This is a genomic window from Cytobacillus firmus, assembly GCF_023612095.1.
Lineage (GTDB): Bacteria > Bacillota > Bacilli > Bacillales > Cytobacillaceae > Cytobacillus.
On sequence record NZ_CP086235.1, the window covers coordinates 1,198,837 to 1,221,984 of the forward strand.

Annotated in this window: 22 protein-coding genes and 2 pseudogenes; 20 read left to right on the forward strand and 4 right to left on the reverse strand. The window is 41.3% G+C overall.

The features are described 5' to 3' along the window. Positions 1-24 precede the first annotated feature (24 nt). Entirely contained in the window at positions 25-714 is a 690-nt protein-coding gene (locus LLY41_RS05975) for a universal stress protein (RefSeq protein WP_286137518.1), read from the reverse strand. A 229-nt stretch (positions 715-943) separates the two neighbouring features. On the opposite strand from LLY41_RS05975, the gene LLY41_RS05980 reads away from it, so the two are divergent. The 13 genes and pseudogenes from LLY41_RS05980 to yajC all read left to right on the forward strand — a co-directional run bounded on the left by LLY41_RS05980 (position 944) and on the right by yajC (position 11,316). Next, entirely contained in the window at positions 944-3,361 is a 2,418-nt protein-coding gene (locus tag LLY41_RS05980) for a Na+/H+ antiporter subunit A (RefSeq protein ID WP_095245963.1), read from the forward strand. After that, complete coding sequence (locus LLY41_RS05985) at positions 3,345-3,770, forward strand: Na(+)/H(+) antiporter subunit B (RefSeq protein ID WP_095245962.1); 426 nt, start codon at positions 3,345-3,347, stop codon at positions 3,768-3,770. The genes LLY41_RS05980 and LLY41_RS05985 overlap by 17 nt, the downstream gene beginning before the upstream one ends. Before the next feature lie 2 nt (positions 3,771-3,772). Further along, complete coding sequence (locus LLY41_RS05990) at positions 3,773-4,111, forward strand: Na(+)/H(+) antiporter subunit C (protein WP_048011602.1); 339 nt, start codon at positions 3,773-3,775, stop codon at positions 4,109-4,111. Beyond that, positions 4,104-5,593 (forward strand): annotated as a pseudogene (locus tag LLY41_RS05995) (Na+/H+ antiporter subunit D). The gene LLY41_RS05990 and the pseudogene LLY41_RS05995 overlap by 8 nt, the downstream one beginning before the upstream one ends. 41 nt (positions 5,594-5,634) lie before the next feature. Next, positions 5,635-6,114 carry a Na+/H+ antiporter subunit E gene (locus LLY41_RS06000; RefSeq protein ID WP_304587165.1) on the forward strand — a complete coding sequence of 160 codons (480 nt, stop codon included), beginning with the start codon at positions 5,635-5,637 and terminating at the stop codon, positions 6,112-6,114. After that, the gene (locus LLY41_RS06005) at positions 6,111-6,395 is read left to right on the forward strand and encodes a Na(+)/H(+) antiporter subunit F1 (RefSeq protein WP_304587166.1); all 285 of its coding nucleotides are present in this window, start codon (positions 6,111-6,113) and stop codon (positions 6,393-6,395) included. Before LLY41_RS06000 ends, LLY41_RS06005 begins: the two co-directional genes overlap by 4 nt. Then, complete coding sequence (gene mnhG, locus LLY41_RS06010) at positions 6,373-6,738, forward strand: monovalent cation/H(+) antiporter subunit G (RefSeq protein WP_095245958.1); 366 nt, start codon at positions 6,373-6,375, stop codon at positions 6,736-6,738. Before LLY41_RS06005 ends, mnhG begins: the two co-directional genes overlap by 23 nt. A gap of 97 nt (positions 6,739-6,835) precedes the next feature. Next, entirely contained in the window at positions 6,836-7,447 is a 612-nt protein-coding gene (ruvA, locus tag LLY41_RS06015) for a Holliday junction branch migration protein RuvA (RefSeq protein WP_095245957.1), read from the forward strand. A gap of 52 nt (positions 7,448-7,499) precedes the next feature. Continuing rightward, on the forward strand, positions 7,500-8,501 hold the full coding sequence (gene ruvB, locus LLY41_RS06020; protein ID WP_095245956.1) for a Holliday junction branch migration DNA helicase RuvB: 1,002 nt from the start codon (positions 7,500-7,502) through the stop codon (positions 8,499-8,501). Then, a complete protein-coding gene (locus tag LLY41_RS06025) occupies positions 8,498-8,704 on the forward strand; it encodes a DUF2905 domain-containing protein (RefSeq protein WP_048011596.1) in 207 nt (68 codons plus the stop codon). Before ruvB ends, LLY41_RS06025 begins: the two co-directional genes overlap by 4 nt. A 28-nt stretch (positions 8,705-8,732) precedes the next feature. Beyond that, positions 8,733-9,761, forward strand: coding sequence for a tRNA preQ1(34) S-adenosylmethionine ribosyltransferase-isomerase QueA (queA, locus tag LLY41_RS06030; RefSeq protein ID WP_095245955.1), 1,029 nt, complete (start codon positions 8,733-8,735; stop codon positions 9,759-9,761). Positions 9,762-9,821: 60 nt separating this feature from the next. Then, positions 9,822-10,961, forward strand: a complete 1,140-nt coding sequence (gene tgt / locus LLY41_RS06035; RefSeq protein ID WP_048011594.1) for a tRNA guanosine(34) transglycosylase Tgt — start codon at positions 9,822-9,824, stop codon at positions 10,959-10,961. A gap of 70 nt (positions 10,962-11,031) precedes the next feature. Beyond that, positions 11,032-11,316, forward strand: coding sequence for a preprotein translocase subunit YajC (yajC, locus tag LLY41_RS06040; protein WP_095245954.1), 285 nt, complete (start codon positions 11,032-11,034; stop codon positions 11,314-11,316). A gap of 64 nt (positions 11,317-11,380) precedes the next feature. Here the strand turns inward: yajC and LLY41_RS06045 are convergent. Then, a protein-coding gene (locus LLY41_RS06045) for an IS3 family transposase (protein ID WP_252219584.1) occupies positions 11,381-12,714 on the reverse strand; the annotation gives its coding sequence in 2 pieces (ribosomal slippage) (positions 11,381-12,342 and positions 12,342-12,714; 1,335 coding nt in all). 117 nt (positions 12,715-12,831) lie between these two features. Further along, positions 12,832-13,218 (reverse strand): TIGR04086 family membrane protein, encoded by a 387-nt coding sequence (locus LLY41_RS06050; RefSeq protein ID WP_076257463.1) that lies wholly within the window; start codon positions 13,216-13,218, stop codon positions 12,832-12,834. A gap of 198 nt (positions 13,219-13,416) precedes the next feature. On the opposite strand from LLY41_RS06050, the gene LLY41_RS06055 reads away from it, so the two are divergent. Next, positions 13,417-14,067 carry a DUF421 domain-containing protein gene (locus LLY41_RS06055; protein WP_304587167.1) on the forward strand — a complete coding sequence of 217 codons (651 nt, stop codon included), beginning with the start codon at positions 13,417-13,419 and terminating at the stop codon, positions 14,065-14,067. A 34-nt stretch (positions 14,068-14,101) separates the two neighbouring features. Here the strand turns inward: LLY41_RS06055 and spoVB are convergent, their stop codons facing one another. Then, entirely contained in the window at positions 14,102-15,667 is a 1,566-nt protein-coding gene (spoVB, locus tag LLY41_RS06060) for a stage V sporulation protein B (RefSeq protein ID WP_304587168.1), read from the reverse strand. Between the two features lie 122 nt (positions 15,668-15,789). On the opposite strand from spoVB, the gene LLY41_RS06065 reads away from it, so the two are divergent. The 6 genes and pseudogenes from LLY41_RS06065 (at position 15,790) to LLY41_RS06090 (ending at position 23,071) form a co-directional block, all read left to right on the forward strand. Further along, positions 15,790-16,086, forward strand: a complete 297-nt coding sequence (locus LLY41_RS06065) for a post-transcriptional regulator (protein WP_095245951.1) — start codon at positions 15,790-15,792, stop codon at positions 16,084-16,086. Between the two features lie 310 nt (positions 16,087-16,396). Next, positions 16,397-18,660: pseudogene (secDF, locus tag LLY41_RS06070) on the forward strand (protein translocase subunit SecDF). Between the two features lie 133 nt (positions 18,661-18,793). Continuing rightward, the gene (locus tag LLY41_RS06075) at positions 18,794-19,696 is read left to right on the forward strand and encodes a cation diffusion facilitator family transporter (RefSeq protein ID WP_095245949.1); all 903 of its coding nucleotides are present in this window, start codon (positions 18,794-18,796) and stop codon (positions 19,694-19,696) included. A gap of 24 nt (positions 19,697-19,720) precedes the next feature. Continuing rightward, positions 19,721-20,038, forward strand: coding sequence for a LapA family protein (locus tag LLY41_RS06080; protein ID WP_095245948.1), 318 nt, complete (start codon positions 19,721-19,723; stop codon positions 20,036-20,038). A gap of 160 nt (positions 20,039-20,198) precedes the next feature. After that, positions 20,199-22,568, forward strand: coding sequence for a single-stranded-DNA-specific exonuclease RecJ (gene recJ / locus LLY41_RS06085; protein WP_304587169.1), 2,370 nt, complete (start codon positions 20,199-20,201; stop codon positions 22,566-22,568). Further along, a complete protein-coding gene (locus LLY41_RS06090) occupies positions 22,559-23,071 on the forward strand; it encodes an adenine phosphoribosyltransferase (protein WP_095245946.1) in 513 nt (170 codons plus the stop codon). The genes recJ and LLY41_RS06090 overlap by 10 nt, the downstream gene beginning before the upstream one ends. Positions 23,072-23,148: the final 77 nt, after the last annotated feature.

Genomic DNA, 23,148 nt, shown 5'->3' on the forward strand with positions numbered 1-23,148 from the left:
ATTCAGCAGAGGAGGTATTATTCATTATTCGTCATCATCATCATTTAGGGAATCATCTAAATCTACATTTGTTAAGTCAGATATAATGTCTTCAGTTACGATAACTTGAAGAGTCTCCTGGTCTTGCATAAATTTAAAAACCCCATTATTAAAGTCAGTACCTTGATCCTTAAAGAAGATTCCTTCATACTCAGCATCCTTCGTATGTTTGAAAGTCACACGATAGTTGCTTCCATCCTTAACGAGGTATGCACGGACGCCTTTTTCAAATTGTCCCTCCTGATCTTTCAGGTAGCGGGACACAGAAATAATATGAAGATCCACAAATGGCACTTCACGGAGAAGTGTATTGATGATGGATCCCTTAGCAATTTGTTCCCAGCGGCTTTGAGCTGTTTGGCCAAGGATAATTTGTGTAATGCCTTTTTCTCTGGCCACTTCGGTGATTACTTTGGATACTGGCCGCTTATCATTATCCTTCAGAATGAAAGCATCAGCACTAAAGTGATCGGCTAATTGTTTCCACCTTGTAATGTAATGTGATTTCTCCGCATCCATTTCATCAAAAGGTTTTGGATCAATGGTCAAAATATATAAAGGGCAATCAAGCATACTTGCTATTTGGCATCCGCGGCGAATTAACTTTTCACCATTTGGGCCGTAATAAACGCAGACAAGAATGCTTTCGTCCATTCGTCCTTTTAGTTTCTTCACTGTAAACTCACCTCGAATAGATGTGAAAAATAGTAGTGTTCTTAATTTAAACTATGTATGACTATAGCTTATGCAACCTGAACAGTCAATGTCATTCAAGAAATTTAATCAAGTTCTCCAGTAATGGTTTTATGATTAAGGGAGCATACTCTAAAAGACCAATTAAAATACCCTGAAATTTTAGAGCAGCAGAGTGGCCTGGAATTCTTAAAAAAGGGAGGGGACCTATTTGTCTTGGCTGCACATAATGGTTTTAATTCCATTTTTATTTGCAATAATTGTTCCGTTTATTTATAGAGTGTTTACACCCCGCATACATACGGGCTGGTTTGTGCTTAGTGTGCCTTCAGTCATTTTTCTGTATTTACTAAGATATATTCCAATTATTTCAAAGGGTGAAACGATTCTTATTTATGTACCCTGGATACCAACTTATGGAATAAATTACACAACATATATTGATGGATTAAGCTTAGTTTTTGGCTTGGTTATTACAGGAATCGGCGCATTGGTTGTGCTGTATTCCATTTATTACATGTCGAAGCTGAAAGAATCACTGCATAATTTTTATGTTTATTTACTATTATTTATGGGAGCCATGCTTGGCTTGGTTTTCTCTGATAACATTCTTGTTCTATATGTTTTTTGGGAATTGACAAGCATTTCATCTTTCTTATTGATTGCTTATTGGTATCAAAGGGAAAAATCGCGGTATGGGGCACAAAAATCAATGAATATTACGATTTTTGGCGGACTGGCCATGCTTGCCGGATTTATTATGCTGTCAATGATGACAGAAACATACAGCATTCGTGAAATGATCAATCAGACTGACACTATATATGAGCATTCCTTATTTTTGCCTGCAATGATGCTTCTTCTTCTTGGGGCGTTCACAAAATCCGCACAATTCCCATTCAGCATTTGGCTTCCGGATGCAATGGAAGCTCCAACGCCAATTAGTGCTTATCTGCACTCAGCAACAATGGTTAAGGCGGGAATATACTTAGTGGCGCGTATGACGCCAATCTTTGGAGGTACCCCAGAGTGGTTTTGGCTTGTAACCAGTGCCGGGCTTATAACATTGCTGTATGGTTCTCTTAACGCGGTAAAACAAACAGACTTAAAGGCTTTATTAGCCTACTCAACCATCAGCCAGCTCGGGCTGATCATGAGTCTGCTTGGCATGGGATCAGCGTCCCTGTATTACGGTACGGGTGATGAAGCTTCAATGTATGCAGCAGCTGTGCTTGCTGCAATCTTTCATTTAATCAATCACTCTACGTTTAAGGGAAGTTTGTTCATGGTTGTGGGGATTATTGACCATGAAACCGGAACAAGGGATATTAGAAGGCTGGGCGGTTTGATGCACCTGATGCCTATTTCTTTTACACTGGCTATAATTGGCGGGTTTTCAATGGCAGGCCTTCCTCCGTTTAATGGATTTCTAAGTAAAGAAATGTTCTTTACCGCTGTATTGAATGCGTCTGATATGTCTATATTCAGCATGGAATCCTTAGGTGTGATTATCCCTGTTATAGCCTGGGCAGCAAGTGTGTTTACTTTTATCTATTGTATGATCCTGATCTTCAAGACCTTTACCGGGAAATATAAGCCGAAAAAGCTGGAAAAAGCAGCCCACGAAGCACCAGTTGGCATGTTAGTGCCTCCGGTTATTTTATCTTCCCTGGTTATTATTATTTTCTTTTTTCCTAATGTACTTTCTCAATACATTCTTAAGCCCGCAATGGGCGCCGTTTTACCTGCCTATTCTCAGCCAGGGGAAATTGAGATCAAGATCAGTGCCTGGCATGGCTGGAATAGTGAATTATTTATGACCATGGGAGTCGTCGCAGCAGGAGCTCTTCTATATCTATATCTAAAAAAGTGGATTGGCATTTATTCAATCTATCCGTATAGCATGACCTTCAATAACTTCTATAATCAAGGGCTCGGAAAAATAGAAGATATGTCCCTTACTCTAACAAAGAGTTATATGACAGGCTTTATACGTGACTATTTTGTTTATGTCTTCACTTTTCTAATTATTATTATTGGCGGTTCTATATTGTTCCTGGATGGAGCAGCCTTTGATGCCGGCAATAATGCACCAGTCAGCATATATGAAGGTGTGCTGATCATTAGTATGTTAACAGCAGCCTTAACCGTTCTATTTTCCAAATCAAGGCTGACCGCTATAGTAGCAGTAGGTGCTCTTGGATACCTTGTTTCACTTTTCTTTGTCATATTCCGCGCACCGGATTTAGCTTTAACGCAGCTGGTGGTTGAGACAGTAACAACTGCCCTTTTCCTTTTATGTTTTTACCATCTGCCCGAAATACGGAGGGAAGCAGTCAGAGTGAAATTCAGAATAACGAATTTAGTGATTTCTCTTGGCGTTGGGGCCATAGTGGCAATTCTTGCACTATCAGCTAATGGAACAAGGTTATTCGAGCCTATCGCCTATTATTATGAAAATTCATATGAACTTGCCGGGGCAAGAAACATCGTTAACGCGATTCTTGTAGACTTCAGGGGAATAGATACAATGCTTGAAATATTTGTTCTTGGCATAGCTTCCTTAGGGGTGTACACACTTGTAAAACTGAGAATATCGGGGAGGGATAGAAGTGAAAGAACCAAATGATATCATTTTGCATGCTGTTATAAAGGTTGCAGTAGTTATCATACTTACCTTTTCGATTAACCTATTCTTCTCAGGACATCATAACCCTGGCGGAGGATTCATCGGAGGTTTAGGGTTCTCAGCTGCTCTGACGCTTCTGTTTCTGGCTTTCGATATTGAAACAGTCCGCCAAAACATTCCCGTTGACTTTAAAGTGCTCACAGCAATTGGCGTATTAATTGCTGTTTTTACAGGGGTAGGGGGCATTGTTTTTGGGGCGCCTTTTCTAACACAGGCATTTAATTATTTCGACATTCCGGTTTTCGGAAAAACTGAACTGGCTACCGCAGTGCTCTTCGATGTTGGGGTTGCGCTGGCAGTTATTGGGACATCGATGTCCATAATTCTGAGTATAGGTGATGATCACTAAGAATGGAAACTTTAATGTCACTGCTTGTCGGTCTGTTTTTTGCTATAGGAACCTATTTAATCTTAACCAAGAGTTTACTTAGAATCATCCTGGGAACATCCATTATCAGCCATGGTGTCCATCTGCTTATTCTTACGATGGGCGGGTTAAAAACGGGAGGTCCTCCATTATTGGGGCTGCAGGACCTTCCATTTACCGATGCGCTGCCGCAGGCACTTATATTAACAGCGATTGTTATTAATTTTGCAACAACAGCCCTTTTCTTAGTGTTGAGCTATCGTGCATATAAAGTGCTGGGCACAGACGATACGGATCAAATGAGAGGTAATCATGATGAATAATTTAATTATTTTGCCCATAATCATTCCTCTGATTACAGGAATGGTCATGGTGATTTTTAGGAGGAATATAAAACTTCATAAAATCTTAAGCCTCACAGCATTATCTGCATCAGGAATCATTGCAGTCTTGTTAATGGGCGAAAATAAAACCGATGGGATTCAGACCCTGCATTTAGGCGGCTGGCAGCCCCCGTTCGGGGTAAGCATGGTCGCTGATATGTTTTCCTCCATGCTGCTTTTAATAACAAGTATTGTATCTGTCTGCTGCTTGCTTTACGCCTTCAGATCAATAGGGGAAGAAAGGGAGAGCCATTATTTCTATCCTTTATTTTTATTCCTGATTACGGGAGTAAATGGCTCTTTTATTACCGGGGACTTATTTAATCTGTTTGTCTGTTTTGAAGTTATGCTCATTTCTTCATATGTATTGATTTCATTGGGAGGCACTAAGGTGCAGCTTCGGGAGTCCATTAAATATGTACTTACCAATATAGTTTCGTCATTTCTTTTCCTCGTTGCAATCGCCTATATTTATGCGATTACAGGAACTTTAAACTTTGCCCACCTTTCATTGAGGGTTGCAGAAACGGGCCAGAGCGGGCTATTGACCATTATATCTATTTTATTGCTGGTCATATTCAGCCTGAAAGCTGCCCTCTTTCTATTCTTTTGGCTCCCAGGCTCATATAGTGCACCGCCAACGGCTGTGGCTGCGGTTTTTGCTGCGTTATTAACAAAGGTTGGCATATATGCGATTTTTCGTTTATTTACCCTGGTTTTCTACCACGAGCCGCAAATTACACATCTATTAATCGGCATTTTGGGAGCGGCAACCATGATTATGGGTGCGATTGGAGCTGTTGCCCATTGGGATATTAAGAACATACTTGCTTATAACGTGATTATAGGCGTTGGTTTCATTATTGCCGGTTTGGCCTCTTTCTCAATCGAAGGAATAACAGGTTCTGTCTACTATATAATCCATGACATTATTGTTAAGGCGCTAATTTTCTTATTAGGCGGAACAATAATCAGTCTTACAGGCACTGGGAAATTAAAAGATATGAGCGGCCTTATCCGTAATCACCCATATCTTGGATGGATGTTTTTTATTGCTGCTTTGTCCCTCGCAGGAATTCCTCCTTTAAGCGGTTTCCTTGGCAAGGTATTTATAACACAGGGGACTTTTGAAGCCGGTTATTACTGGCTGGGGGGATAGGCCTGCTGACAAGTCTGATGGCCTTATACTCTGTTATTAAAATCTTTATGAATTGTTTCTGGGGAGAAACGTATTTAAGTGAAGAGATGGAATCAGGTACAACTAAAGGGGTGATGGCTCCGATAGTCTGTCTAAGTCTGCTGACCATATTGCTGGGCTTGGGAGCTGAGGGAATCTCTGTCTATACCGAACTGGCAGTTGAAACCTTAATGAGTCCGGAGCTTTATATTCATGCTGTCTTTGGAGGCCAGACAACACCTTAATACCTGAAATGAACAGATTTTCTTCGAAAGGGGTTATGAATTTGCCCATTCAAGTATTAATTAATCTATTTATAGCTTTCTTATGGATGTTTCTTCAAGATGACTGGAGCGTATTATCCTTTTTCAGCGGTTATCTGGTGGGGATAATTGTTTTGATCGTTTTGGAGAAATTCTTCAAAGCCCCTTTATATTTGAGATCTCTTGTTGCCATCCTGAAATTGTTTTTTGTGTTCATCTGGGAATTGTTTACTTCAAGCATACTTGTAATCCGGCAGGTAATAAGGCCAAGAATTAATATCACACCAGGGATTTTCACAATTGAAACGGAGCTTGAAGGAGAGCTTGAAGTAACTTTGCTTGCTCTGCTTCTTTCGCTGACTCCCGGTTCTGTAGTTGTGGAAATATCCCATGATAATAAAGTGTTTTATATTCATGCCATGGATATTCCGGAATCAAGTGAATCTGTCATAGTATCAAAGGATCGGTTTGAAAAGGCGATAAAGAAGGTGACTCGCAAATGATAGAAATTATTTTAATGCTCTCATTGGGATTTCTCGCGCTTTCAATGATGGCAACAATTTTTCGGCTGGTTATAGGGCCTACGACACCTGACAGGGTACAGGCATTGGATATTTTGGGGATTAATTTAATTTCAGCGGTAGTCATTTTCTCGGTGTTACTAAATACGCATGCCTTCATGGAAGTCATTTTATTAATTGGCATTCTTTCCTTTATAGGAACTATTGCCTTTGCGCGCTTTATGGAAAGGGGTGTTGTCATTGAACGCAAACGTCTCAAGTGAATTGGTGGCTGCAATTCTAATACTCACAGGCACCATTTTCAGTTTTTTAAGTGCAATCGGCATTATTAGGCTTCCGGATGTGTATACCCGGTCCCATGCTGCTTCAAAAAGTTCCACTCTGGGTGTATTGTTTACATTGTTTGGAGCGTTTCTGTTCTTCCTGTTTGCAGACAATTTTTTCAGTATTCGATTACTGCTTGGAATATTTTTTGTATTCCTTACTGCACCCATTTCTGCTCATGTAATTTGCCGTGCTGCTTATCGCTCCAGTGTGGAGATGAGCAGTATAAGTGTCAGGGATGATTTGAAAGGTGCACTAAGGAAGGAACAAGAGGATGCTTAGAACAAGTCTCCTGAAAAGGGTCTTCATCATTTTATTCTTCGTGCCAAAATAGTTTATGGTACAATGAGGTACAGTTGAATCAGAGGAGAGAAAGGCATTGTTTGAATTTGTAAGAGGCAGGCTCGATTTTATCGGACCTGAATATGTAGTTGTTGAAAACAATGGAATTGGATACCAGATATTAACGCCTAACCCATTTAGCTATACACCGGAGTTCGGACAGGAAGTCAGGATATTCACGTATCATTATGTACGGGAAGATATTATGGCATTGTACGGCTTTCAGACTCGTGAGGAGAAGACGCTGTTTACCAGACTGCTCAATGTTACCGGCATTGGGCCGAAGGGAGCTCTTGCGATTCTTGCTTCTGGTGAACCTGAACAGGTGGTGCAGGCGATTGAAAATGAAGATGAAGCATTCCTCGTTAAGTTTCCTGGAGTCGGAAAGAAAACAGCAAGACAAATGATTCTCGATCTGAAAGGGAAGCTTCCCGATATTGTCCCTGACTTCTTCCCTAATCTGTTTTCAGAGGATAGAATTCAGGCTGAGAGCGGGCCTGCAGGAGATTTGGAAGAAGCCTTGCTTGCACTAAAAGCGCTGGGCTATTCAGAAAAGGAACTTAAAAAGATTACGCCTGAACTGAAAAAGGAAAAGCTTACAACGGACCAATACATAAAGAAGGCGCTGCAAAAGCTTTTAAAACTATAATTCGTTGGAGAAGGCCGTTTCGTTTTATGCTGAATTAAGAAGGTGATTAAGTATGGAAGAGCGGATAATATCCGGTGAAGCTGATTTTCAGGATCTTTCATTTGAACAGAGTCTGCGCCCGCAGACATTAAAGCAGTATATTGGTCAGGATAAAGTAAAGGAGAACCTCGAGATCTTTATTAAAGCCGCAAGAATTCGCGAGGAAACCTTGGATCATGTCCTTCTATATGGGCCGCCGGGTTTGGGTAAGACCACTCTGGCTGCTATTATTGCCAATGAAATGGGCGTAAATATCAGAACTACTGCAGGCCCTGCAATTGAAAGGCCAGGTGATTTGGCTGCGATCCTGACTGCATTGGAACCGGGTGACGTCCTGTTTATTGATGAAATTCATCGCTTGCCCCGGTCTATAGAAGAAGTTCTTTATCCGGCAATGGAAGACTTCTGTCTGGATATTGTGATAGGTAAAGGGCCAAGTGCCAGATCAGTAAGGCTGGATTTGCCGCCTTTTACACTGGTTGGCGCGACAACAAGGGCAGGGTCGCTATCAGCTCCGTTAAGAGACCGGTTTGGCGTGCTAAGCAGGCTTGAATACTACACAGAAGAGCAGCTGACGAATATTGTTGTGCGTACAGCTGAGGTGCTGGATACAGGCATAGATCAAAAAGCAGCCATTGAAGTGGCGAGAAGGTCAAGAGGCACGCCCAGAATTGCAAACAGGCTCCTCCGGAGAGTCAGGGATTTCGCTCAGGTCAAAGCAGATGGCCAAATTGATGAAACACTGGCCAAGGAGGCTCTTGAGCTTTTGCAGGTTGACCGTTTAGGCCTTGATCATATTGACCATAAATTATTAAGAGGGATAATCGAAAAATTCCGCGGCGGACCTGTAGGCCTTGAAACCATTGCAGCGACCATTGGGGAAGAAGCGCATACGATTGAAGATGTTTATGAACCCTATTTATTGCAGATTGGATTTCTTCAGCGGACACCAAGAGGAAGAATTGTAACAGACCTGGTGTACCGCCATTTTCAAATGGAGGTGCCTGCTGATTGAGCGGCATATCAAAATGGCTGATGGTCATTGGTGCGATCATTTTTGCCATAGGATTTATAAGCCAGTTTATTAATATTGGCAAGCTGCCTGGAGATATAGTGATCAGGAAAGGCAATACGACTTTTTATTTTCCTGTCGTTACATCGATTTTGCTGAGCATTATTCTATCTGCCATCTTTTATTTTATCGGCAGGTTCCGGTAGTCTATATGAATAACAGAAGGGTGACATCATGAAAGTAGATTGGTTTGATTTTCATTTGCCTGAAGAATTAATTGCACAGACGCCTTTGGCCGATCGGACAAGCAGCAGGCTGATGGTCCTTGATAAAAAAACCGGGGATATTCAGCATAGTGTTTTTAAAGATATTAAGAATTACCTTCAAGCAGGAGATTGTCTTGTATTAAATGACACAAAGGTTCTTCCTGCGAGGCTGTTTGGAGAAAAGACGGGCACTGGTGCGAAAATAGAGGTGCTTCTTCTTAAACAGCTTGAAGGGGATTCCTGGGAAACGCTGATTAAACCAGCCAAAAGAGTAAAAGAAGGAACTGAAATAACTTTTGGGGACGGCAAATTGACTGCTGTCTGCACTGGAACCTCAGATCATGGCGGCAGGGTACTTGAGTTCAGATACGACGGGATATTTTATGAGGTGCTTGAACAACTGGGAGAAATGCCTTTGCCTCCTTATATTAAAGAGCAGCTTGATGATCGGGACCGTTATCAGACTGTGTTTGCCCGTGAGCGCGGTTCTGCTGCAGCTCCGACAGCAGGACTGCATTTTACTGAACAGCTTCTTGAAGAAATAAAAGAAATGGGTGTGCATATTGCTTTTATTACTCTGCACGTTGGACTTGGAACTTTCAGGCCTGTTAGTGTGGAGGATTTAGATGAGCATGAAATGCATGCTGAATTTTATCAGGTAACTGAAGGAACTGCACGTCTATTAAATGAAGTGCGTGAGCAGGGAGGAAGAATCATCAGTGTGGGGACTACTTCCACGAGGACTTTAGAAACCATTGCTTCTGCGCATAATGGCCGTTTTGAGGAAGCAAGCGGCTGGACTGATATTTTCATTTATCCAGGCTATGATTTTAAAGCGATTGATGGCATGATTACGAATTTCCACCTGCCTAAATCAACGTTAATTATGCTTGTGAGTGCATTGGCAGGGCGTGAGAACGTTCTGAATGCCTATAATCAGGCAGTTGAGGAGCGGTACCGGTTCTTCAGCTTTGGAGATGCTATGCTCATTTTGTAATATTATTCTGCCTTTCCCTGGCAGGAATAATGTGCTTTTAAATGGAAGGAGAACTGCAACTTGACTGCAATTCGTTATGAATTAATTAAAACATGTAAGCAAACAGGTGCGCGTTTGGGCCGGGTTCATACGCCGCATGGATCATTTGAAACCCCTGTGTTCATGCCCGTAGGAACACTCGCTACAGTAAAAACCATGTCCCCGGAAGAATTGGTGGAAATGGGAGCGGGCATCATTCTGAGCAATACTTATCATCTCTGGCTTCGTCCGGGTCAGGAAATCGTGGAAGAAGCAGGCGGCTTGCATAAGTTTATGAATTGGGACCGGGCCATTCTGACAGATTCCGGCGGGTTTCAGGTGTTCAGCCTGAGCGAATTCCGCAAAATTGAAGAAGAAGGCGTTCATTTCAGGAACCACTTGAATGGTGACAAACTGTTTTTATCTCCTGAAAAAGCAATGGATATCCAAAATTCGCTTGGATCTGATATTATGATGGCATTTGATGAGTGCCCGCCTTATCCAGCTTCTTTTGAATATATGAAGAAGTCAGTTGAAAGGACTTCCCGATGGGCTGAGCGCTGCTTAAAAGCTCACAAGCGCCCGAATGATCAGGGGCTCTTTGGTATTATACAGGGCGGAGAATATGAGGAGCTGCGCAAACAGAGCGCGAGAGACTTAACATCTCTAGATTTCCCGGGGTATGCTGTAGGCGGATTATCCGTAGGCGAGCCGAAGGATGTTATGAACCGTGTGCTTGAATTCACAACACCGCTAATGCCGTCTGATAAGCCAAGATACCTTATGGGAGTGGGATCCCCGGATTCTTTGATTGATGGTTCGATCAGAGGAATCGATATGTTTGACTGTGTTCTTCCTACTAGGATTGCCAGGAACGGAACATTGATGACAAGCAATGGCCGACTGGTTGTTAAAAATGCAAAATTTGCAAGAGATTTTGGCCCAATAGATGAGAATTGCGATTGCTACACATGCCGAAACTACAGCCGTGCTTACATCAGGCATTTAATCCGCTGTGATGAAACATTTGGAATCAGACTTACAACTTACCATAATCTTTATTTTCTGTTAAAATTAATGGAGCAGGTAAGACAGGCTATTAGGGAAGATCGCCTGGGAGACTTTAGAGAAGAGTTTTTCGAAAGGTATGGATTTAATAAGCCTAACGCGAAGAACTTTTAATCATAAAAAATTGAGTTCATTTTAGGGGCTTTTTCCTTTAATCGGGCTGATCTTTGAAAGGGGGAAAACTATGGAGCTTTTAGGAACATTAGGACCATTATTGCTGATGTTTGTTTTATTCTATTTCCTGTTAATTCGTCCGCAGCAGAAACGCCAAAAGGCAGTTCAGCAAATGCAGAGTGATTTGAAAAAGGGAGATAAGGTTGTTACAATCGGCGGCCTTCATGGATTCGTTGATGCTATCGACGAAGACAAAGTGGTCATTAAATGTGGTGACGGAAGCCGTCTTACATACGATCGTGCAGCGATCCGCGAAGTAACGCAGGCAACTGGCGATGCATTAGCAAAAGCTTAATATAAAAAAAGAAGGTCCTGAGCTTGAACTGTACCCCCATTTACGGACAGTTTATAAAAAAGCGCTATGCAGCTAATAAGTGACCCCGGTATTGTGCCGGGGTCATTTTATTTAAGCCCCATTGATAACGATGATGATTATATTCTTCGATTACACGATCTACTTCTTTCTTTACATCCTTTATATTATCAAGTGATTTATACTCTGATAAGTCTTTAAAATGTCCAAAGAAACTTTCCATTGGTGCGTTATCCCAACAGTTTCCCTTTCGGGACATTGACTGAGTTAGGCCAAGCCTTTTTACTTTGCTTTGGAATAGAGGATGCGTGTAGTGCATTCCTTGGTCAGAATGCAATATGGCCTCTGGATGAAAGTGGTTGCCAACAGCTGTCTTTAACTTTTTTAACGTTTTATAAACAATATCCATCTCTAAAGACGTGGAAAGGTAGTAGGCAAGAATTTCTTTTGTAGCTCCGTCCTTTACGCAGGATAAATATGCTTTTTGGCCCTTTCCATAATAAAGATAAGTAATATCAGTAAGCAGAACTTTTCCTGGCACTTCCTGATTGAATTCACGGTCAAGAAGGTTAGGGCAGGTTCGATGTTCCTGAGTTGCCTTAGCCATCTTACGATATGGATTGGCTTTCCTTATCTTAGCTACAAGATTATATTTTGCCATTAAACGTCTAATCTTCTTGTGGTTCATTACAGCTGAATACTCATTCTCCATAACCATTTTAATCTGGAGGGCACCTACTTTTTCTCTTTTGCTTATGAAAATTTCTCGGATTAACTCTATGTCCAATTCATCCTGATCGTCACGTTGTGCCCGCAATGGTGCAGCCTTCAACCAATCATAGTAGCCACTTCGACTGACACCTGCCAGTTCACACAGGTAGGAAACAACTTTATTTAACTGATGAATTCTGATTGTTTTCTCGATCAGCGAAAACTTCTCAGCTGCCGTTAATATCGTTTCTTCTTCAACGCCTGCCTTTCTAACTCTTCCAGCTTTTTTAAGAAGTCATTCTCTGCCTCAAGGAATTTAATTCTTGCTTCAGCTTTTTTTAATTTCTCTTCTACGGAAAGTTGCTTTAAAGAAGGACGCCCGGTACTCCCTTTGCCTCTACGTTCCGTAAGGAAACCTTCCTTTCCAAACCTTTCATATGAATCCCTCCAACGTTTAAGACAACGCTGGGGTTGTTTCTTACCGATCATGTCCAGGTCGAAGCCCTGTTCAATAAAGATTTGCGACGGTGCTTTTCCATTTTTATAATCCGTAACTGCTTTTAGCTTAAACTCAGGACTATAGGAGATTGACCTTTCAGAAGCGCATAAAACATTAGGATTCTTTTCAAGCTCTTTAATTTGAAATTCATTATAAATATTCTTACTCATGTTAATCCTCCGCCCATATTCATTAAATCTATTGAAACACAAAAAACCCCAGATAGGGGCACTTTTTTATCAGTGTCCGCTATCCGGGGTATAGTTCAGCTGCAGGACCTTCTTTTTTTATGCGGTTCTTTTGGTGTTGAGGTTCACTCCCAATATACCGCCCATCATGGCCGTAAGTGTGAAACAGGTGTGGTATATCATTTGCTCCATATTAAATAAACTGTCATGTCCCAAATATTGAAAAAGAAAAATTACGATTGAGTAAACAAGACCGGTTAAGCCTCCGAGAAGCCAGCCTTTTTGCTTCCCCTTGCCTCCGGAAATGAACCCGCCTGCAAATAGAGAAATGAATGAAACAGCAGTAATAATATACTGTAAAGAAGACTCCTGCAGTGATGTAAACCGAAGGAGCAGTGAAAAAATGAGACTGCCGGCGACGGCAATGGCAAAAATCGCAATAATACCATAAAGTACGGCGCTTCCAAAATTCTTAGATTCTTCTATATGGACCCTCTCCCTTCTTAATGAGTGAACAGGAACAGCTTTAAACCCATGGGGTACCCAGCCTTTTCCTTAGTACAAGCATATTCACACATTGAAAAAATAGAATCGAAATTGTGCAAAGAAAAAAGCCCATAACCTCATAAAAGTTCCAATATGCGGAAGAATAGAAAGGATTGCATCAAAAGGAGTGCTGTTGAAGTGGAAGAATATCTAATCATCGTTGTAAGAACCTTATTTCTGTATGCAGTCATTCTTCTCATTTTTAGACTGATGGGCAAAAGGGAAATTGGGGAACTAAGCATCCTGGACCTGGTCGTCTATATCATGATTGCTGAACTTGCAGTTGTCGCGATTGAAACTCCGGATTCAAATATTTTAAAAAATGTGCTTCCCATGCTCCTTTTGATGGTTGTACAAATTGTATTGGCCATATTCTCCCTGAAAAGCAAAACTTTCAGGGACGTAGTTGATGGCAAGCCGACTATTATTATTAATAAAGGAAAAATAGATGAAAATGCCATGAGGAAGCAGCGGTATAACTTTGATGACCTGCTTCTGCAGTTAAGAGAAAAAGATATTGCCAAAATCTCTGATGTGGAGTTTGCCATCCTTGAATCCTCCGGTACGCTGTCAGTGTTTGAAAGAAAAGGCAGTAAAGACGGGGGGATAACAATCCCTTTAATTATAGATGGCACGATTCAGAAAACGAATCTGGAAACGATTAATAAAAGTGACTTTTGGCTGCGTCAGGAACTCCGAAAAGAGGGGTATAAAGAGATATCCGATATTTCATTCTGCAGTTATGAAAATGGACAATTTTATGTGGATTTATTTGATGAAAGAAAATAACAAGGTCAGCTCAGCTCAGCTGACCTGTGAAACATTATTTAAATGCCAGCCTGGATATCATTTTGCCGATTCCTGGAATACGAATTAAGTCATTCTTTCTAATAAGCTTTAAGATTAATAAAAGGATGATATAGACAATTGTGATAACTGCGGATATCAAAATAACCCTTAATGCTGTATTCATGTCTGGGGCAAGGATGTCTTTTAGCATCCATAACCCTAAGCCTCCTGATACAATCATTGCTATAAACGTTTTTAGATAATCCCTTACGAAAAAAGTAAAAGAAATAGCTTTCAGAACGGTTGCAAAGTGAAGCATTGTCACCAGGACTGTACCAGTCAATATCCCCATCGCAACGCCATTTATCCCAAATGCAGGCTGGCTGGCAAGGAGAAAGATAACGGCCGTCTTTACAACAGCTCCAATCAAGCTGTTGATCATGGCAGCACGGGCAAGATTCAATGCCTGTAAAGTTGCCTGAAGAGGTCCCTGATAATAATAAAACAGGAAAAATGGAGCCATCAGTTTAATAAAATGAGAGCCGCTTGAGGAGCCGTACATCACTTCCATCAACTGATCGGAAAGGATGTAAAGAACCACCACTGCGAGACCCCCGGTAATGAATGCGAAACGAAGGGCTTGCTGAAGCCGGTATTCGATCAGCCGCATATTATTTTGGGAATTTGCCTCGCTTATAGCGGGAACAAGAGAAGTTGACAAAGAATAAGTAATAAACGATGGCAGCATCAGAAGAGGCATGGCAAAGCCCGTTAGAGCACCATACTGCTTCGTAGCCGCAGCTGCTGCCACACCTGCAAGTGCCAAGCTCTGCGCTACCACGATCGGTTCAAAAAACCAGGCGACAGAACCGATCATTCTGCTTCCTGTCGTTGGGAGAGCAACGGTCATCAATTCGTTAAATGTACCTTTTCCGGAAGACACATATTTAAAAAATTGTTTCCTGACTCTGAACTTCTTTTTAAGCTTAAATGTGGTCATCAAGTAAAGCAATGATGCAAGCTCCCCGATGACTGCTGCCAGCATGGCGCCCGCAGCCGCATATTCAATTCCATATGGCAGGAATGCCTTAGTCATTAAAGCAATCAGACTGATTCGGACTATCTGCTCAATCATCTGGGAATAGGCAGCAGGCTTCATGTTCTGTCTGCCCTGGAAATAACCCCGAATGACAGAGGAAACTGCAATGATGGGCACAATTGGAGCGATTGCCATTAAAGGCAAATGGGTCCGGTTATCAGTAAAGAGTGTCTCTGATAATAATGGAGCAAGCAATATTAAAGCGGGAGTGAAAACAATGGAAAGCGAGATGGTCGTCGCTAAGGAAACAATTAATATTTTCTTGATTTTTGCTGTATCGCCTTTTGCCTCTGCCTCGGCTACATTTTTAGAAATAGCAACCGGCAGCCCAAGCTGTGTGATGGTGACGACAAGAATCATGGTGGGAAAGGCCATCATATAGAGGCCAACACCTTCTTCTCCAATAAATCGGGCAATGACAATTCTGTTAATAAAGCCAAGGACCCTGGTCACAAGCCCTGCAGCGAGCAGGATCATGGTACCTTTCAGAAATTTGGACATTCAACTCCCTGCCTTCTCAAAATGGGTAATATCATATACAATTATCTATATGCAAGATAGAGGACAAAGCATGACAAGCTATCATAATTTCCATGTTATTAATGGCGGGGAGGCGGCTGAATATGAAAATCGGCCATGAATATGATTATTTTCGCACTACGGTAAAACCTGCATTGGAAAGCAAACTGGATGAATTTCGGCTTCTGGGATATAAAAAGGTGTCTGAACAGGAGCTCTGGGGATATCTGACAAAGAAAAAGTGGAAAAAACCAAAAGAAAATGTCAGGCTATTTGAAATTGTGGAAGAAGTAATGGAGGTAAAAGTGAGTGAATACATTCACTATGCTACCATGGAGGCTTTTAAAGAAGCTGAATTTGATTTAGATAATGAAGAAGAACGAAAAAAACTATTAAAGTAGCCAGTGTTTCCAATTTTTTCAAGGTTTAACATGATATAAGACAAATTGACAGGTTTTACAATCTGTTTCATAATGAAAAGCGGAGTAATCGGTCTTTTTTTATATCATTGTTCATACATAGAATGAAATTTAAGAACGAATGGTAAAAACCGCAATGGTTACAAAAGAAGCTTTAATTAACGTTCAGTCTGCATTTAATAGATAGGCAGACTGGCCATGCAAGCCTGTATGGTAAATAAGGCATCACACTTGCTGATGCGGTGCCTGTTTTATTAAGTATCGGGCGATAGCTAAGGAGGATTTATTCAGAATGGTAAAGCGCAGCCGTATCGTTGCTTTTTTCCTGATTGTTTTATTATTGGGAAGCTTGGCTGGGGCAACGACAAACAACATCTTAAAAAATATTAAGCTTGGACTTGATTTACAGGGCGGATTTGAGGTTCTTTATGAGGTAACGCCAAAAGATGGGCAAAAGGTAACTAAAGATGTCCTTGCCAGTACTGCTGAAGCACTGGACAGGCGTATCAATGTGCTTGGAGTAAGTGAGCCGAATATCCAGATTGAAGGAGATAAGAGGATTCGTGTTCAGCTTGCTGGTGTAACAGATCAGAATAAAGCAAGGGAAATTCTGTCCACAGAAGCGAATCTATCATTCAGAGATGTTAATGATCAATTGATGATGGATGGTTCAGATCTTGCAGAAAATGGTGCAAAGCAGACATTTGATGAAAACGGAAAGCCAAGTGTTTCATTGAAGCTGAAAAGTGCAGGGAAATTTAAAGATGTAACCCAAAAAATTGTCAATATGGGAGCGCCAAATAACCTGCTTGTCATCTGGCTTGATTTTGAAGAAGGCAAGGATTCCTTCCAGGCTGAGGCAGCAAAAAAAGACCCAAAATACTTATCTGCTCCACAGGTAAGCCAAATCTTTAATCAGGATACAGTTTCCATTGTCGGGAACTTTACAATTGAAGAAGCACAGACGCTGGCGGATTTATTGAATGCAGGATCCCTTCCTGTACAGCTCGATGAAGTTTATTCGACATCAGTTGGTGCTAAATTTGGTGAGCAGGCAATGGAAACGACCATACTTGCGGGAATAATAGGGGTATTAATAATCTTTATCTACATGATTGCGGTATATCGTTTCCCTGGATTTATTGCGACACTCACATTATCATTTTATATTTATCTGATAATACTCATATTTGATTGGATGAATGGCGTATTGACGCTGCCTGGCATCGCCGCACTGATTCTCGGGGTTGGTATGGCTGTTGATGCGAATATCATTACCTACGAGAGAATCCGGGAAGAAATGAAAGTGGGCAGGACAATCAAATCTGCTTTCCAGGCCGGGAGAAAAACTCACTTTCTACAATTTTTGATGCGAATATCACAACTATTTTAGCAGCAGCCGTATTATTCATGTATGGGACAAGCTCTGTAAAGGGATTTGCAACCATGCTTATTATAAGCATCCTCGCCAGCTTTCTTACTGCTGTTTACGGCACAAGGCTGCTTATGGGGCTTTGGGTCCATAGTAAAGCTCTTGATAAAAAACCAGGCTGGTTTGGAGTTAAGAGAAGCGAGATTAAAAATATTGCTGAAAATTACGATACGCTTGATTTGCCAACCAAATTCGATAAGTTTGATTTTGTAGGGCACAGCAGGAAGTTTTTCATTCTATCTGCTGTATTAATTGCAGTGGGAATTATCATTGTATCCATATTCAGGCTGAACCTCGGAATTGATTTTGCAAGCGGTACGCGTATTGAACAGCTGGCTGATAAACCTTTAACGAAAGAAGAGCTCCAAAATGAATTATCAGCCGTAGGATTAGAGACTGACGATATTGTCATCTCTGGTGATAATAAAGAAATTGGTGTTGCAAGATTAAAAGGTGTACTGACAAAAAATGAAATCGCCGATTTAAAAACTCATTTCCATGAGACATTCGGTGCAGATCCAAATGTCAGCACAGTTTCCCCAACTGTAGGGAAGGAACTTGCAAAAAACGCGCTGATTGCATTGGCAATTGCCTCTATAGGCATTGTTATCTATGTAACCATCCGTTTTGAAATGAAAATGGCCATTCCTGCAGTCCTTGCACTTCTGCATGATGCCTTCTTTATTATCGCAGTATTTAGCTTTACACGACTTGAAGTGGATATTACCTTCATTGCAGCAATTCTGACTGTGGTCGGTTACTCAATAAATGATACAATCGTAACGTTCGACCGGATGCGTGAGAATATGCAGAAAAAGAAAAAGCTTAAATCGTTTGAAGATATTGCGGATGTTGTAAACAAGAGTCTTCGCCAAACGCTTGGCCGCTCTGTGAACACTGTTTTAACGGTTGTATTTACAGTTGTTGCGCTGCTCGTATTTGGAAGTGAATCAATCAGAAACTTCTCGTTTGCACTTCTGATCGGTTTGATTGCAGGTACTTATTCATCCATTTTCCTTGCTGCACAGATATGGGCAGTATGGAAAGGCAAAGAACTGAAGGAAAAAGGCGTTATTAATACTGTTAAAGAAAAACGCAAAGTCAGTGACGAACCTCAAGTGTAATAATTTCAAAAACTCAGGCGAGTGCCTGAGTTTTTTTATTAAATCAGGATGCTGTCTATTTTACAAATTTGGTTAATGATTCCGGGAAATAGGATAAACTAATAGCAAGTTCAGGGAGGAAGGAAGTATCGCTTTGGAAAATAACGATCGTTTTAAGAAAGCTGAGTTTGCAGCTATAATTGGCATCGTGGGCAATATTATTCTTGCCGCCCTCAAATGGGGAATTGGCGTTTATTCAGGAAGTAAAGCGCTGGTGGCGGATGCGGTCCATTCAGCTTCAGATGTTGCCGGCTCCTTTGCTGTGTATTTGGGTCTGAGAGCTGCGAAGCAGCCGCCGGATGAGGATCATCCATACGGCCATGGGAAAGCTGAATTGATAGCAGCCATAATTGTTGCAGTCCTGCTATTCCTCGTGGGAATTGAAATAGGCAAATCATCATTTGAATCATTCTTTTCGCCAATTGAACCTCCTAAAGCAATTGCAATAGCTGCAGTGCTGGTCTCTATCATTGTGAAAGAAGCAATGTTTCGGTATAAGTATAATTTGGGAAAGAAACTAAACAGTGATGCTTTAATTGTAAATGCTTATGAACATCGTTCAGATGTTTATTCATCAATTGCAGCTTTAATAGGCATTGGCTGTGCGATTATTGGCGGAAGAATGGGAATTGAATGGCTTGAGTATGCAGATCCTGTGGCTGGCCTCATTGTTTCCCTTATGATTCTCCAGATGGCATGGCGGCTTGGGAAAGAATCCATTCACAGCACGCTTGATCATGTGCTTCATGAGGAAGATACACTTGAAATGCGCAAAACGGCTGAATCCGTCGATTATGTTAAAAGAATCGATGAATTGCATGCCAGGGAACACGGACACTATGTTATTGTTGATATAAAAGTGTCGGTGGATCCTAATATGACTGTTGAGGATGGCCACCGGGTCGGCAAAGAAGTAAAACGCAAGCTGCTCCAATTGGAAAATGTGCAAAATGTCTTTGTGCACATTAATCCTTACAGCGAAGAACATATAAATTAGAGAATATATCAGGGAGAGGATAGCATGAAATTTCAATGGACTTTATTATTTGGGTTTTTATTTGCACTAATAGTAGCTGTTTTCGCAGTGATCAATGTCGATAATGTAACGGTAAACTACTTGTTTGGGGAAAGCCAGTGGCCGCTGATTCTTGTGATTTTAGGGTCTGTCCTTATGGGAGGACTAATTGTCGGTTCTGTGGGCATTGTCCGCATATACTCACTTCAAAGGCAGCTGAAATTACTAAAAAGGGAAAATGAAAAGCTTAAAGCAGGAAATTCTGTAAATGATGGTGCTGATAAAGAAGAACTTGAAAAAGAGCTGGATAGGGATATACACTGAATGAACAGACTTGAGCTTTTGCTCAAGTTTTTTCTTTTTGTCCCAAAAAGTGACCTGCAGTTCCTTTTTTTCTTTCCAGAAATGTATGGATTAACCCGATTTTAACTTATTGAAACGAACCTTCCCCTCTTGTATAATTAATAAGCTGAGGGGTGAACGTATGTTACATTCAAGAACGCGGTGGATTGTTCGGCAAACAGAGGACGATAAAGTACAGCGGCTTTCAAAGGAACTGAATATTTCTCCTCTTGCAGCATCGCTGTTAATTAATCGCGGAATGGATACCGTTGATTCAGCGCGGTATTTTCTGATGGATAATGAGCAGGAATTTCATGATCCTTTTTTAATGACAGATATGGCAATTGCTGTTTCCAGAATAAAAGAAGCTATTGAAAAACAGGAACCTATTTTAATTTTTGGTGATTATGATGCGGATGGTGTGACAAGCACTTCTGTCATGATGATGGCACTTAGAGATCTCGGTGCTGATGTCCAATTCTACATACCGAATCGTTTTACGGAAGGCTATGGGCCAAATGTCCCGGCTTTTGAACATGCAGCTGAAATCGGCATCCGTTTAATTATTACTGTAGATACTGGAATCTCTGCTGTAAATGAAGCAAAAGCTGCAAAAGAGCTGGGAATGGATTTGATCATTACAGATCACCATGAGCCCGGCCCTGAGCTTCCTGAAGCATTGGCCATTGTGCATCCTAAGCATCCGGAGAGCAGATACCCATTCCGGGAACTTGCCGGTGTTGGGGTAGCCTTTAAGCTTGCACATGCGCTTTATGGTGAAATGCCTGAACACCTTTTGGAAATAGCTGCGATCGGCACAATTGCTGACCTGGTTTCCTTAACGGGAGAAAACAGACTTATTGCCAAGCGCGGAATTCAAAAGCTGAAATCAACTAAAAATACAGGCTTGAATGCCTTGTTTAAAGCGGCACGAATCGAGCTTCCATCCATTAGTGAAGAAACGATCGGCTTTACAATCGGCCCTCGCCTCAATGCAGCCGGAAGGCTTGAGAGCGCTGATCCTGCTGTGGATCTGCTTCTGACAAATGATTCTTATGAAGCACAAGCCATTGCCGAAGAAATTGAAATGCTGAATAAAGAGAGGCAAGCTATTGTCAATGACATTGCAGGACAAGCGATTTCAGAGGTTGAAACAAATTTCCCAATCAGTGAGAATTCAGTTATTGTTGTCGGGAAAGAAGGCTGGAACGCCGGGGTAATCGGAATTGTAGCTTCGAAACTTGTTGAAAAGTTTTACCGGCCGGCAATTGTTCTTAGCTATGACAATGAAAAAGGGCTTGCGAAGGGTTCAGCAAGAAGTATAGAAGGATTTGATCTGTTCAAAAATCTTTCTGAATGCAGGGATATCCTGCCCCACTTTGGAGGGCACCCGATGGCAGCAGGAATGACTTTATCCATTGATTCGGTTGATGAACTGAGAAGCAGACTGAATACTCTTGCAAATGAACAGCTGTCTGAGGAAGATTTTATTCCTGTAACTTCTATTGATGGGGTTTTCCATTTAAAAGATATCAATCTTTCTTCTATTGCAGAGATGCAGCTGCTTGCTCCATTTGGGATGGGAAATGCAAAACCAAAAGTAATGATAAAAGATGCTAATATTTCAGCTATGAGAAAGATCGGATCTGAACAAAACCATATTAAAGTCACAATCGAGAATGATGGATCTTCACTCGATGGCATCGGTTTTGGGCTTGGGCATTTGCATGAGCATATTTCACCATACTCCAAGCTGTCAGTTATCGGTGAATTATCCATTAATGAATGGAATAACATTAAAAAGCCGCAAATTTTCCTGCAGGATATGGCGGTAAACTCGTGGCAGCTGTTTGATATCCGGAGTTTAAAACGGCTTGAAAGACTTCAAAGTGTCATTCCTGAGACAAACACAACCTGGGTATTTTTTAATGATGAATATATTTCCAAATATAAGACATTTGCAGGGGAAAACATGGTGAAAATAACATCTGCAGAAGACGCTGAAACCATAAAAATAGAAGGTTCAAATGTAGTACTGGCTGACTTGCCGCCTTCAAAGGAAATTCTTGCACAGGTTTTCTCAGGGAAAAAACCTGCCAGAGTTTATGCTCATTTCTATAAAGAAGACAGTGACTTTTTCAGCACAATACCAACAAGAGACCACTTTAAATGGTATTTTGCCCTGATTGCTAAAAAAGGCTCAATTGATATCAGGCGTCATGGGAATGATATAGCCAAGCATAAGGGATGGAGCAGGGAGACGGTAGATTTTATGTCTCAAGTGTTTTTTGAATTGGAATTTGTTAAAATTAATAATGGTGTCATTTCGTTAAACAATACATCTACTAAACGTGATTTAGCTGATTCACGAACTTATCAGCTTAAACAGGCACAATACACTCTTGAGAGCGATTTGCTCTATTCATCCTTTCAGCAGCTCAAAGACTGGTTTGATGAAGTTATGCAAGGGGCTGTAAAACTTGAGGAGGCAAAGGAAGAAAAATGGACTTAAAACAGTATATAACAATTGTAGAAGATTGGCCGAAGCCAGGCATTAAATTTAAAGATATTACAACCCTTATGGACAACGGTGATGCGTATAAATATGCTACTGATCAAATTGTTGAATATGCACGCGAAAAGAAGATTGACCTGGTTGTCGGCCCTGAAGCCCGCGGATTCATCATCGGGTGCCCTGTGGCTTATTCTTTAGGTGTAGGCTTTGCCCCAGTCCGCAAAGAAGGTAAACTTCCACGTGAAACAGTCAAGGTTAATTATGGCCTTGAATATGGCAAAGACGTATTAACCATTCATAGGGATGCCATCAAGCCAGGGCAAAGAGTCCTGATCACTGATGACCTCCTTGCAACAGGCGGAACAATCGATGCAACCATCCAGCTGGTTGAAGAACTAGGCGGTGTAGTGGCAGGAATTGCATTCCTTATCGAGTTAACATACCTTGACGGACGTAAAAAGCTCGACGACTACGACATTCTGACATTAATGCAGTATTAATTTCCTTATACAAAGAGAGCGCCAGACGAAATGGTGCTCTTTTTAATTGGCTATTTTCGCAAGGTTTGTTGCTATTT